Genomic DNA, 13634 nt, shown 5'->3' on the forward strand with positions numbered 1-13634 from the left:
CTGCTTGATCTGATCGAAAAGGCAAAGTTTTTACTTTGCCTTTTTTATGCGTATTGGTTTAAATTGATGAAAATCTAGTGTGAATGAATCCATTCCTATCAATCCTATGCAAAAACAACTTCTTTGGTTCCGTCAAGACTTACGTATTCAAGACCATACGGCCCTATGGCATGCAGCACAAAGCGGTCCTGTAATTGCACTGGTGATTCTTTCACCTGAGCAATGGCGGATGCATGACGATGCACCAATTAAGCTTGATTTTTATTTACGTCAAATTCAAGCCATTCAACAAGAACTTGCTTCTATTCAAATTCCGCTGATTATCCGCACTGTTCCCTTATGGGAAAATATTGCAGCAGAGATCAATCAACTCTGTCACAAACTGGACATTGAAAATGTACACGCCAATATTGAGTGCGGTGTTAATGAATTAAATCGAGATTTCCAAGTTCAAACACAATTGAATCAAAGTAATCGTGATTTGGTTTTATATCATGATCGCACTCTGTTCCCTGTCGGTTCAATTCGCAATAAATCCAATCAACCCTATCAAGTCTTCGGTACATTTAAAAAATACTGCTATGAACAACTGAGTATTTCGATCCCGCAATGCTTCCCTATTCCAGAGACTCAAGCCTTAAATGATGCAGTAGCTGTGGGCGAGTTGAATAACAATAGCCTGCCGACTTTGGCCGAGCTTGGTTTTATATTCGATCCGAATCAGATCAACAAGCAGTGGCAAATTGGCGAACAATATGCCTTGAATGTCTTGGATGATTTTATTGAAAACAAAGTCCGTCATTATCAACTCGAGCGTGATTTTCCCCAAATTGAAGCCACCAGCCAGCTCTCAGCCTATTTAAATATAGGCATCCTTTCAATTCGACAGTGTTTCAATGCCCTCTTTCGAGCACAATTCGGACATTTTTCTATTGATCATGTTGGTCAACAAACATGGCTCGATGAGCTACTTTGGCGTGAGTTTTATCAGCATATCCTGTTTGATTTCCCGCGTGTGTCAAAGCACTTGCCCTTTAAAATGCCCACACAGCAGCTACAATGGCGCGATGCCCCAAATGATTTAAGCGCTTGGCAAACAGGTCAGACAGGGATTCCTATCGTCGATGCAGGTATGCGCCAGTTACTTCACACAGGCTGGATGCATAATCGGATCCGTATGGTTGTCGCCATGTTTCTCACCAAGAACCTATTGATTGATTGGCGTTTAGGTGAGCAATGGTTTATGCAACATCTTATTGATGGGGATTTGGCTGCCAATAACGGAGGATGGCAATGGTGTGCATCCACAGGAACAGATTCCGTACCTTATTTCCGTATTTTTAACCCTATCAGCCAATCGCAGAAATTCGATGCACAAGGTGACTACATTCGACAGTGGGTTCCAGAGCTTGCACATTTAGACGCAAAAACCATTCATGAACCTTATGCAAAAAATCCCAATATTGAGCTCAATTATCCAAAGCCAATTGTGGATTTAAAACAAAGTCGTATTCGAGCAATTGAAGCTTTTAAGCAGATTTAAAGTCTCACTTAAAAGCGTTCTCAATGGTTTGATTAAATCGCGTGTTGAAACAATTTAAACGGATTTTGAGGATGGTTTTTTGGGCGTTCAATCGATTCAAAATAGCAGTAATATTTAAAGATGCGATCCAAAGAAACATAAAGCACTTTTTGTTCTGAAACTGACCAGATTTGCGCATGGTTAGAACCTGATAAGGTACTTCCACTCAATTGGAACAGATAAAAATCTTGTGTCCGTTGAACTGGTTTTTGAGTAGCTTGCGTGTCTGAACTTGATGAAACCTGACTGGATGAATTTAATAATCGACATGGTGTATTAATTAGCCATTTTTCACTAAACCAAAGTTGTAACAGATCGCCCAAATACAGTTTTTTTTCAGTAAATGGCCAAACATCTAAATAGGCTTGTTCAACTTGGATAAAATATTGTTCAGGATCTTGCAAGATTGAAAGATAATTTTCTTGATAGAATGAGAAGTTTTCAAAAATTTGAGAAATAGTAAGCGTATTCATTCGCTGTCTCCTATTTAGCCATTTAGTGCTGGCAAGTTGGTTTTAAATCCACACTGTTTAAGTCAAACTTAAACACTCTTTATGGTTTTAATCTAACAAGACCGTTTCACTATTGCAACTGTCAGAATCAATTTTTTTAAATTATCCATAGATTGCTCAAATAAAAACCATACAGTGTACAAATGAAGAAAAGATGACAGGAAAGGCTTGACCCATAAAGATATATCCTTATAATCGCATTCAGATTCTCCAATAGCTCAGTCGGTAGAGCGACGGACTGTTAATCCGCAGGTCCCTGGTTCGAGCCCAGGTTGGAGAGCCAAATTCTAAAAGCCCACTCATTGAAGTGGGCTTTTTTTATTTCAGAACTATACACAGGCTGTGACAAACTAAAGCAACAGTTCCATGTGGTTTTTATTAAACAGCACAACGAAATAGACCAAAGCAATGCTTTGGTCTATTTTTTAAATTCAGTATTTAATCAGGCAAGCAGTTAAACAGGCACACCACTATGAAAACGGAAAGTCTTATCAGGCGATAAAATCAAATCCTTCTCTACTTCACGAATCAATTCGATGCGTTGCTGAATATCCTCTTCTGGATCTTTTAATTTAGCAGTTTTAGCAACATCTAAAGCCAAAGCTAAATAGTCCTCATAATGACGAGATTCAGATTTCAGCAAGTAACGGTAATAACGACCCAACTCATCATCTACCAATGGCGCTAAGGCATAAAATCGTTCACAAGAACGTGCTTCAACAAACGCACCAATCACCAAAACATCAATCAAAGCTTCTGGTTCATAAGTACGAATTTCTTTACGCAAACCACCTGCGTAACGACCTGCACTCAGACCTTTCCATTCTTGACCACGCTTGGTCATAAACTCTAACACTTGTTCATAATGCAACATTTCTTCACGCACAAGTTGCGCTAATTTGATCTGCAAATCGGTAAAAAAACTGTAGCGAAACATCAAGTTCATTGCTGTTCCAGCCGCTTTCTTTTCACAATTCGCATGATCCTGCATGAGCAATGGGAGATTGTTCAATGCCTCATCCAACCATGCCTTTGGCGTTTCACAGCCTAAAAAAGCAATCACAGGTTGCATAAGCTCATCATAATTCATATTCGACATGATCAATATTCAACAACGTAAATCAAAAATTAAATTAACCAGCTGCATGAAGTGCGGCCTTCATGTCCTTCACTGCTTGTTCCAAACCGACAAAAACACTTTCGGCAATAATGGAATGTCCAATATTGAGTTCATGAATCTGAGGAATTGCAGCAATTGCAGCCACATTGTCCAAATTCAAACCATGACCAGCATTGACGACCAAACCTTTAGATGCTGCGTACTCTGTACCTTTAATAATTCTTTCGAGTTCAATCTGTTGAGCTTCAGCAGTTTTAGCGTCTGCATAAGCACCCGTATGTAATTCAATAGTGGGTGCACCACAAGCAATTGCAGCATCAATTTGCGCAAAATCAGCATCAATAAACAAAGATACATCACAACCAATTGCAGTTAATGCCTGAGTCGCAGCTTTAACATCTTCAAAATGCCCAAGCACGTCTAAACCACCTTCTGTGGTGATTTCTTGACGTTTCTCTGGCACAAAACACACATGATGTGGTTGAATCTCTTTTGCAAATGCAACCATTTCATCAGTTACAGCGATTTCCAAGTTCATTCTTGTCGTCAATACAGGTCGCATACGGCGCACATCATCATCTTGAATATGACGACGATCTTCACGTAAGTGTAAAGTGATGCCTTCCGCCCCTGCTTGTTCGCAAATTAATGCAGCTTTCACAGGATCAGGATAAGTCGTTCCACGTGCTTGTCTGAGGGTTGCAACATGGTCAATGTTTACACCTAGCAATGCAGCCATAACATTCTCCTAATTAACCAATAAATTAAAATTAACGGCTCAACGTTTTAGATTGAGCATTTTGAACCCAAAGCTGACGACTTTTTAATGGTCGATCACCTAAAAGTGAAGTAATCATTTGTCGATAGAGTTTAGCCAATAATTGTAACTGCTCTGGGCTAAAATCCCTACCCTTTTCATAATTTGCCATGCTTAGAATTTGTTGGCCCAGCAACGTCCCAGACGAGGTATATGACACTGGTGTAAAGCCTTCGGCCAATTGAAATTGATAACGTTGGGTCAGCATAATCTCTTGTTGATTTGAATCATGCCCATAATCCAGTGGATAGCCTAACTCTTCTAACAGTGCGTGTTCAAACTGGCGTAAAATTTGTCGAAGAAATAAATCAGCTTGTGGATGTTCAGCCAATTTTTGTAAATGTTGTAAAGTTAAATGGTATTGCTGAAATGTTTCAGACATCATTTCTTCAAGCGGACATAAACGGAGCAGCAGTTCATTTAAATAAAAGCCCGAAAAGAAAGCATCCCCATAAAAGAAAATCGGTTGATTGAGTATTTCGAGTTTTGAAAAGTTTTTAAGCTCGGATTTTCCCGACGCTTGTAAAGTAATCGGTTGGTATTGTGGTGGTGGGGTTTGTCTAAGAATACCGTCGACACGACCATGCTCTTGTGTAAATAAGTGCACAATATGACTACGTTCTCTGTATTTTCGATGATGGATTAAATAACCATGCAAGATTTCATTACGCATCTAGCTTGAACTTAATCATCCTTTTGTTTTTTCTTATCATCGTCATCATCCCCGTCAGGGATAACAGCGCCTACAACCGCAGCAGTGCCTTTAACCACGCCTTTTGTGGTTTTATAAGCAACTTTGACGGGAACTGTCACAATTTTAGTGATACAGCCTTGTAACATGATTATGCAAGCAAGAATTGCTATAACTCGAATCATTTCAGTTCCCAAAAAGTCAATTAAATATCGCTGTAGCCTAAACTTTTTAAAGCACGTTCGTCATCAGACCAACCGCCTTTAACTTTCACCCAAAGTGTTAGCATGATTTTTTGCTCAAACATTTTTTCCATGTCAACACGAGCATCCATACCAATTTTCTTCAGCTTAGCACCTTTTTCACCGATCACGATGGCTTTTTGCCCAGGGCGATCAACAAAAATTGTAGCATCAATATAAGTACATGCAGCTTTAGGACGACCAGTTTTTTCATTCACTGTCGCTTCTTCTGTTTTAAATGACTCAATTTGAACCGTTAAATCATAAGGCAGCTCTTCACCTAACTGACGCATAATTTTCTCACGAATGATTTCACTGGCAAGAAAACGTTCTGAACGGTCAGTTAACTGTTCTAAAGAGTATAATGGCGGCTGGAATGGCAGATACTTTTCAATCGCTTCACGCAAATGATCCAAGTTTGCACCACGTAATGCTGAAACAGGAACAATTTCAGCAAAATTCATCAACTTCGCACGTTCTTGGATCAACGGTAAAATCATACGCTTATTTTCTAAGGTATCGATTTTATTGATAATCAAAACGACTGGCATTTCTGCATTTTGCAGTTTCTCTAAAACCAAGTCATCATTTGGTGTCCATTTCTGGGCATCTAAAACAAATAGAACCAAATTGACATCACGCAATGCAGAATGTGCAGCTTTGTTCATCATTTTATTGATCGCACGCACTTCTTTCTTGTGCATCCCCGGTGTATCAACAAATACAGCCTGAGACTTTTCACGACTATCAATACCAATGATTTTATGGCGTGTTGTTTGTGGCTTACGTGAAGTAATTGACAACTTTTGACCCAATAAATGGTTCATCAATGTCGATTTACCCACGTTTGGACGTCCTACAATTGCAACAAATCCACTTCGATAATCCGAAGGGATTTCTGTACCTTGTGAGCTAAAAAATTGATTAATTAACTCATTACCGCTTTCAGACGGCTCGTGATCAGCATCATTGTGATCGGAATGTGTACTCATGCAGTTTACTGCTCCAATATCTTTAAAAAATCCGCCGCGACTGCTTGTTCTGCAAAACGGCGACTTGATCCCTCACCCATCATTTTAGGCAAGCCATCTACTGTACATTCTACTTTAAAATGCTGGTTAGGTGCATCACCCTGAATATCTACGACCTCATAAACTGGGAGATGCTTTTTACGAGCTTGTAGATATTCTTGCAAACGTGATTTTGGGTCTTTGAGTTGATCTGTCGGTTCGATATGATCTAAATACGGTTCATACCATTTTAAAACAATCGATTCCAACAAAGGCAAATCTCGTGTTTCGGTATAAATCGCGCCAATAATTGCTTCAACTGTATCCGCTAATATTGACTCACGATGATGACCGCCTGATTTCAATTCACCTGTACTTAAAATTAAACTTTGACTTAGCTTTAAATCATTAGCAATTTTACCCAGTGCTTCTTGGCGTACCAAAGTTGCGCGCATACGCGTCAAACGTCCTTCATTTTCATGAGGGTACGCATGATATAAGTAATTTGCGATGATCATACCCAACAATGCATCACCTAAAAACTCTAGGCGCTCATAGTTGTATTTGTGACTCACCGAGCGATGAGTCAGCGCGAGTTGTAATAACTCGTATTGTTTAAACTGGTAACCGATTCTACTCTGTAAGCGAGGATCACTTACTTTCAACTGACCTTTGATCAAAACTCTTCTCGAAAGTGAGGACTAAATCTATATTCAGCATGAAATTTTTTCGTACTTCATATTTTTTAGTCACTTGTAAACCATCTTTAGTTGATACAGTCGCAATATCCTCAAGTTTAGTATCTCGGATATTGTTCATTTCTAACCGTTTATCAACTTCTGTTGCAAATTTCATTGGTGTGATTTCAGCAGAGCTATTCTTTATCTGCTCTACAATTTGGTTATTAATCACACGATCATCCCAGTATAAAGGCCATACAGCAACTATGATTTTCAACATAAAAGCTAAAGCAATTATCCCCAGTAAAATTCCAATATATGAAGCGCCTTGTTGATTTTTACGCATTTTTTTTATCCAACAGCTCAGAATGAATAATCTTTAATCGCAATTGAAAATAATCATATAATTGAGTCAAATACACTGCTGCAGACTCACTGATCATTTTCAATTGTTATAAATTTTTTATCCACTGCAAACCCTGGTGTGATAAAAAACTTTATCGCGCTATTATCCTTGAAACTGCATCAAGTTGCTAGTTTAAATCATTTGTTCTATTTCATTTTTCTTATAAATCAAGACAACTTGATAGCTTTAGCAGATAAAAATAAAGGTCAATATAAATTGACCTTTATTTGATTTTCTAAACTGTAGTCGATTAGTTAATTGCACCGTTGCGACTAAATGAAGGCATTTTTAAACCAGGTTCCTTATGCATCCACACATATATTGCATGACCAGTTAAGTTTTCTTCAGGTACAAAGCCCCAAAAACGACTGTCTGCACTTTGGTCACGGTTATCACCCATGGCAAAATACTGGCCTTTTGGAACAGTCACTTCCCAACTTTGACCATTTGATTTTACAAAGCGGTCATTTGCAGTTGCTACATAAGGTAGGTCTTGTTTTTTCTGTGCATAATTAAATGCTGAAACCAAAGTATTTTGACCTTCCAACAAACGAACTAAATGCTTATGCGTACCCATCGTTTCATAATAGTAGATTGACTTAGGCGTATCTAAAATATCTTTTTCACGACTAAACTCAGCAGGTACTTGCTCAACATTTTTACCATTGATTGTAAGTTGACCATTATTGAATTCAAGATGGTCACCTGGTAAACCAATAATACGTTTGATATAACTTATTTTGGGATTTTCTGGATAACGGAAAACAGCAACATCACCACGTTGTGGCTCACCAATATCAATTATCTTGGTATTGGTAATCGGTAAACGCACACCATACTGGAACTTATTCACCAAAATATAATCACCTGTTTCTAAAGTCGGTACCATAGAATCAGAAGGAATATTAAACGGTTCAAATAAGAATGAACGCAATACCAAAACCACTGCTAGAACAGGCCAGAAATCATATGCCCATGAAATGATGACATTTTCATTCCCCTTACCTTTTGTTGCACGTTGTTTCAGTACAAACTTATCCAGTAACCATAGCCCAAAAAATATAAGCGTTGCAGGAACGAGAATTAAATTAAAATCAAAATCCATGAGCAATAAGACCTCTAGTTTTTATCTTTCTACTTTTAACACAGCAAGGAACGCTTCTTGTGGGATTTCAACACTACCCACTTGCTTCATGCGTTTCTTACCTTCTTTTTGTTTCGATAACAGTTTCTTCTTACGAGAAACGTCACCACCATAACATTTAGCCAATACGTTTTTACGCATCGCTTTAACTGTTGAACGTGCAATGATTTGTGCACCAATTGCAGCTTGAATCGCCACATCAAACATTTGACGCGGAATCAAGTCTTTCATTTTTTCAACTAAAGCAATACCACGGTGACGCGCATCATTACGATGACAAATCATTGCCAAAGCATCAACCTTATCACCATTAATTAACACATCAACCTTAACTAGAGATGAACTCTCAAAACGCACGAAATTGTAATCCAGTGAAGCAAAGCCACGTGAGCAAGATTTCAATTTATCAAAGAAATCCATAACCACTTCTGCCATTGGAATTTCAAAGGTAATTGATACTTGGTTACCCAAGAATTTCATATCTTTTTGCACACCACGGCGCTCGATACATAAAGTCATGACATTACCCAAGTATTCTTGAGGCACTAAAATATGACATTCAGCAATCGGCTCGCGTAAATCTTCAACTGTTGAACCATCAGGCATTTTAGATGGGCTATCGATATAAATCGTTTCGCCATTTTTCATCAATGCTTCATAGATTACGGTTGGCGCAGAACTGATTAAGTCTAAATCATACTCACGCTCTAGACGTTCTTGTACAATTTCCATGTGTAGCATTCCCAAGAAGCCACAACGGAAACCAAAACCTAAAGCATCTGAGCTTTCAGGTTCAAAGAACAACGCAGAATCGTTAATTTGTAACTTATGTAGCGCTTCACGGAATGGTTCAAAATCACTGGCATCAATTGGGAATAAACCCGCATATACCTGTGGTTTTACCTTTTTAAAACCCGGTAAAGTTGCAACATCAGGTGTGGTTGCCAAGGTAATCGTATCACCAACTGGCGCACCAAAAATGTCTTTGATCCCTGCAATGATAAAGCCAACTTCACCCGCTTCTAAAATACCGGTATCGGTATGTTTTGGATTAAAAATACCAACCGAAGTGATGATGTGCGATTGACCTGTTGATTTCATCAACATTTTATCGCCTTTACGCACACGACCTTGTTTGATACGAACAAGTGATACAACACCTAAATAGTTGTCAAACCAAGAGTCAATAATTAAGGCTTGTAATGGTGCGTCACGGTCACCTTGCGGTGCTGGAATAATGTCAACCAATGTCTCTAAAACAGACTCTACACCTAGACCTGTTTTTGCCGAACATGTTGGCGCATGTGTTGCTTCAATACCGATAATTTCTTCGATTTCATGAATAACACGTTCAGGTTCTGCTTGTGGCAAATCAATTTTATTCAGGACAGGTAGTACTTCTAAACCCTGCTCAATTGCGGTATAGCAGTTTGCAACAGATTGCGCCTCAACCCCTTGTGCAGCATCGACAACCAACAATGCACCTTCACAAGCTGCAAGAGAACGCGATACTTCATAAGAGAAATCCACGTGTCCCGGTGTATCAATAAAGTTTAATTGATACTCTTGCCCATTTGGATGGGTATAGTACAAGGTTACAGAAGCCGCTTTAATGGTAATCCCACGTTCACGCTCAAGCTCCATAGAGTCTAGGACTTGAGCCTGCATTTCACGGTCTTGCAATCCACCACACATTTGAATGAAACGGTCTGCAAGTGTCGACTTGCCGTGGTCGATATGAGCGATAATCGAAAAATTACGTATATTGTTGATATTAACGGATTTCTTAGCTACTGCCATACACTACTCTAAAAATATGTACACAATCATGTACTCAATATCAAAAGTACTTATGACGTGCAAAAAATGAAATATCTTAATTGCTGCACAGTATAAGCAGAACATGGTCAAAAATATAGTAATTACATATAAAAATAAGACCTGCTGTGTATTGTTTTATCAACTGTGTCAATCCATGCTTTTAATCTGGTGACTCACAAGAACGAGCAGAACCAAGCGCTTTTTCTTGATACTTATGCATCCTGACACTTCTATTCTTAGCTAAATAGTGTTCCAGCATACTTGATGCATAGATGGATAATTATCTGTATAGATGGATAGTTATCTTTAACGCTGCATCAATCATTAGCCTTATGTTTTTTCATTGATGTCACCTTAATCATAGGAGATGAATCATTCGCTAATGCAGAAATGAGCGATGTTCATTCTGTACATAGAATCTGTAATCCTGTACATAGAATCTGTACTCGTCTTTTTAATAAAAATAGGATCGGACTCATAAAAAGTTTGAGCCAGACTATAAAAAAATAACTGAGTTAAATCTCATGATAAAAAGAATGATTCAACAAAACATCAATAAAACACATAAAATAACTTCAGCAGCTTCAAACAAAATTAAAATTATTTACAACTTTTTGACTCTTTTTATATTCCTCAATCGTTTTAGTAATAGCTTATCTAAACAAAAACATTAACGTGGTGCTGTGCAGATAGAAATTAACCTTATTGGCGAATCTAAAGCACTTGATTCAAGCTCAATAGAAATCTTTGTTCAACAACAGATTACAGTGACCCCAAAATGACAAAACAGTCAGGTCATTGATATGAATATTATCCTTTTAGGTTGCAACGGCCATACCGCTGTGACCATGATTGAATGGTGAGACAATTTGAATAAAGACCATGATCCTAAGCCTAACATGCAACAGACCCAACTGATTACTCTGGCAGAACAGCTTCGCCCTGAACTGCATCGCTACTGTTCGCGACTAATGGGCTCTGTCATTGAAGGTGAAGATGTTGTTCAGGATACGCTTGCACGGGCATTGCTTGTGATTGACAAAATACAAGATTTTCAGATGTTACGTGCCTGGTTATTCCGTGTAGCACATAACCGAGCACTTGACTTACTCCGAAGTCGAGCCATTCGAATAACAGAAGCTGTAGATACTACTACTGACGATATTGAAGATATAAATACCTCTGATCCGATGGAGATGCTGATGCGTGAGGAAACAATTAAAATGGCGGTTTCACGATTTATGCAACTCCCAGTACTTCAGCGCAGTGTCATCATTCTTAAAGATGTTCTTGATGAACCTCTTGTAGACATTGCTACCCTACTGAATCTCTCAGTAGACTCAGTAAAAGCCCATCTTTCCCGTGGACGTGCTCAACTGCGCGAACTCAACATAACCACTGAGGAAGCACAAATTGTCCGACAAACATCTGATGCAGTAGCAAACTATGTAAAGCTGTTTAACCTACGCGACTGGGATGGGCTAAAAGCATTACTTTCTGATGATGTCAAACTCAGTCAGTCTACTCATCCTATCCGTGTTGGCGCTGCCGATGTCTCCATGTTCTTTGGTGCCTACGCAAAAATTGACCATATCTGGCTTGTTCCCGCATGGCTTGGAGATCGTGAGGTCATTGCGGTCTTTGAAAACCGTATAGACCTCAAACCAAGTTATATCATGTGGCTGGAATGGCAAGAAGGCAAAATTAGCTTTATTCGAGATTACCGCTATGTGCGATATGTTGCCGCTGATGCAGAGCTGATATTAACCCCAAATAAATAAACAATTAGGCTCGTCATCATACTCAAACCCACTCGCCATTGAGCATAGCTATTGTTGATGAGCCAAATGCCTTAAGGAGAATGCCATGAAAGCACAAGCAATCCGTATTCCAGATTTAGCACGTGAAGTATGTCCTTTAGAAAATATTGGCTATGAAGATGCTTTTAGCATTGATATTCCGACTCCCATGATGACTAAAAAGTACAGTGCTGAAAAATGGGCATATGAGATTTTTGCCAATGCTCCTCCAGCAATCAATCAGATCGTTAGTCAGTCATGGAATACCTTGGGATTTAAATCTAAATCTGAATCACACTGGCAATCACTAGAATCAGCAACAATGATCAAGCAAGATGATTTAATCATGATGGTTGTTCACTCTGATTCAGTTGATATTCAAATATGTATGGTCATCAACCTGATCGAATCTCAGCTGATCTTCTCTTCTTTCTTTAGCCGCGGTCATAAATGGTTCTCAACACCCACCTTGAAAATGATGACAGTTCCGCATCGCTTCATTGCACCATATTTACTTAACACTGCGGCTGAGCGTATGAAATTAAAATCATACATTTTTATTGTTTAAAAATAGCTCATCTCAAAATTGAGTAATGTCACTCATACAATTGCATGTTTTTTTTACAGATAAGCTCTCCATTGAGAGCTTTATTTTATTTCTTCATCTTGCTCGAATTATTTTTACTAACCCCATATTCCATTCTAATCGATGTTGTAATTTTGCCTAGTATGGCCAAGTAGCCAATACATTATCCTGCCTTTTCGGCTGTAGATGATGATTCAAAGTGATTCAACACATTTAAGCGTAGATGATAAAAATCACGTCAACAATCTTTCGATTCCACACCTGCCTCATCATCGCAAGTTATCAATACACATCCACATGATCAGAATGATCAGCGGCCCATCAACTGATATAAAAAGTCGAGTCGAAAGTACGTCGCTAGATCAAATTAAAATAATTTAGAGGCTTTTTGACTCTTTTCCAAGGCTTCAATCGTTTTAGTAGTACATCACTTTATTAGACATTGGAGAAATCGTCATGAATCTGAAAGACAAAAAAGTCGTGGTCACTGGTGGTAGTCGTGGTCTCGGTTTAGGTCTAGTTGAAGCACTGGTTGATCAGGGTGCAAAAGTAACTGTGGTTGCACGTAATGTAAAAGATCTTGATGCAGTCGCTGAACGGCTAGGTGTTTATACCATTTCAGCAGATATCACAAATCAAGCTGCGGCACACCGTATCATTGCAGACATTCGTCCAGATGTACTTGTGTTAAATGCTGGAGCAGCGCCTCGTATGGGGCTTTTGGACGAATTAACTTGGGAAGAATTCTCTATCAATTGGGAAACCGATGTCAAAGCCGCCTTTTTCTGGTTTCAAGCGGTATTAAAAACACCACTTGATCCAGGCAGCAGAGTTTTAGTGGGATCTAGTGGTGCCGCTGAGTCTGGTTCTCAAATGACGGGTGGCTACGCCAGTTCTAAACGTGCGCTTTGGTTCATGACCAAATATGCCAATTTGTTTGCGCAAGATAAAAATCTTGGTATTCAGTTTCAGGCCATCGTTCCACGGCTAATGGTTCTTGGTACGGGAGTTGGCGACTCAGCAGCAGGTGCTTATGCAGCAGCCATGGGAATTACACCTGAAGAATTTGTCTCCCGCTTTGGGGCACCTATGCCACCGAGAGCTTTTGGTGATCATGTGATTTCAATACTTAAAGAGCCTCAATTTGCTGAGAGTATGGTACTGGGACTCAATGGTAATGATGGCGTGACGGTTATCGATTTATAACCACCACTCAAAAGATCA

General features: G+C 39.0%; 14 protein-coding genes and 1 tRNA gene. 5 read left to right on the forward strand and 10 right to left on the reverse strand.

Annotated elements, in window-relative coordinates:
- Positions 1 to 106 precede the first annotated feature (106 nt).
- Positions 107 to 1543 carry a cryptochrome/photolyase family protein gene (locus FY049_RS00330; RefSeq protein ID WP_224965540.1) on the forward strand — a complete coding sequence of 479 codons (1437 nt, stop codon included), beginning with the start codon at positions 107 to 109 and terminating at the stop codon, positions 1541 to 1543.
- A gap of 32 nt (positions 1544 to 1575) precedes the next feature.
- Here the strand turns inward: FY049_RS00330 and FY049_RS00335 are convergent, their stop codons facing one another.
- Positions 1576 to 2055, reverse strand: a complete 480-nt coding sequence (locus FY049_RS00335) for a hypothetical protein (protein ID WP_327857465.1) — start codon at positions 2053 to 2055, stop codon at positions 1576 to 1578.
- A gap of 246 nt (positions 2056 to 2301) precedes the next feature.
- Between FY049_RS00335 and FY049_RS00340 the strand changes: the two genes are divergently transcribed.
- Positions 2302 to 2377: transfer RNA gene (locus FY049_RS00340), tRNA-Asn, on the forward strand.
- Positions 2378 to 2548: 171 nt separating this feature from the next.
- On the opposite strand, the gene miaE is transcribed toward FY049_RS00340, so the two are convergent.
- The 9 genes from miaE to lepA all read right to left on the reverse strand — a co-directional run bounded on the left by miaE (position 2549) and on the right by lepA (position 10004).
- Complete coding sequence (gene miaE / locus FY049_RS00345; RefSeq protein WP_171500353.1) at positions 2549 to 3193, reverse strand: tRNA-(ms[2]io[6]A)-hydroxylase; 645 nt, start codon at positions 3191 to 3193, stop codon at positions 2549 to 2551.
- 34 nt (positions 3194 to 3227) lie between these two features.
- A complete protein-coding gene (gene pdxJ / locus FY049_RS00350) occupies positions 3228 to 3953 on the reverse strand; it encodes a pyridoxine 5'-phosphate synthase (protein WP_004717080.1) in 726 nt (241 codons plus the stop codon).
- Between the two features lie 31 nt (positions 3954 to 3984).
- Positions 3985 to 4704, reverse strand: coding sequence for a DNA repair protein RecO (recO, locus tag FY049_RS00355; protein WP_004717082.1), 720 nt, complete (start codon positions 4702 to 4704; stop codon positions 3985 to 3987).
- A gap of 11 nt (positions 4705 to 4715) precedes the next feature.
- Positions 4716 to 4907, reverse strand: a complete 192-nt coding sequence (locus FY049_RS00360) for an NF038104 family lipoprotein (RefSeq protein WP_004717085.1) — start codon at positions 4905 to 4907, stop codon at positions 4716 to 4718.
- Positions 4908 to 4927: 20 nt separating this feature from the next.
- The gene (gene era, locus FY049_RS00365; RefSeq protein WP_004717086.1) at positions 4928 to 5956 is read right to left on the reverse strand and encodes a GTPase Era; all 1029 of its coding nucleotides are present in this window, start codon (positions 5954 to 5956) and stop codon (positions 4928 to 4930) included.
- Positions 5957 to 5961: 5 nt separating this feature from the next.
- On the reverse strand, positions 5962 to 6654 hold the full coding sequence (rnc, locus tag FY049_RS00370; RefSeq protein ID WP_004717088.1) for a ribonuclease III: 693 nt from the start codon (positions 6652 to 6654) through the stop codon (positions 5962 to 5964).
- Positions 6626 to 7000: a DUF4845 domain-containing protein gene (locus tag FY049_RS00375; RefSeq protein WP_004717090.1), complete on the reverse strand. Its 375-nt coding sequence runs from the start codon at positions 6998 to 7000 to the stop codon at positions 6626 to 6628. Before FY049_RS00375 ends, rnc begins: the two co-directional genes overlap by 29 nt.
- Positions 7001 to 7310: 310 nt before the next feature.
- A complete protein-coding gene (gene lepB, locus FY049_RS00380) occupies positions 7311 to 8165 on the reverse strand; it encodes a signal peptidase I (protein ID WP_056513541.1) in 855 nt (284 codons plus the stop codon).
- Between the two features lie 21 nt (positions 8166 to 8186).
- Positions 8187 to 10004 (reverse strand): translation elongation factor 4, encoded by a 1818-nt coding sequence (lepA, locus tag FY049_RS00385; RefSeq protein ID WP_004717093.1) that lies wholly within the window; start codon positions 10002 to 10004, stop codon positions 8187 to 8189.
- A gap of 890 nt (positions 10005 to 10894) precedes the next feature.
- On the opposite strand from lepA, the gene FY049_RS00390 reads away from it, so the two are divergent.
- The 3 genes from FY049_RS00390 to FY049_RS00400 all read left to right on the forward strand — a co-directional run bounded on the left by FY049_RS00390 (position 10895) and on the right by FY049_RS00400 (position 13616).
- Positions 10895 to 11806, forward strand: a complete 912-nt coding sequence (locus tag FY049_RS00390; RefSeq protein ID WP_446082937.1) for a sigma-70 family RNA polymerase sigma factor — start codon at positions 10895 to 10897, stop codon at positions 11804 to 11806.
- An 85-nt stretch (positions 11807 to 11891) separates the two neighbouring features.
- Positions 11892 to 12392 carry a hypothetical protein gene (locus FY049_RS00395; protein WP_166782081.1) on the forward strand — a complete coding sequence of 167 codons (501 nt, stop codon included), beginning with the start codon at positions 11892 to 11894 and terminating at the stop codon, positions 12390 to 12392.
- Between the two features lie 474 nt (positions 12393 to 12866).
- The gene (locus FY049_RS00400; protein ID WP_004717099.1) at positions 12867 to 13616 is read left to right on the forward strand and encodes an SDR family NAD(P)-dependent oxidoreductase; all 750 of its coding nucleotides are present in this window, start codon (positions 12867 to 12869) and stop codon (positions 13614 to 13616) included.
- Positions 13617 to 13634 lie beyond the last annotated feature (18 nt).

The organism is Acinetobacter sp. 1125_18A, assembly GCF_052824985.1.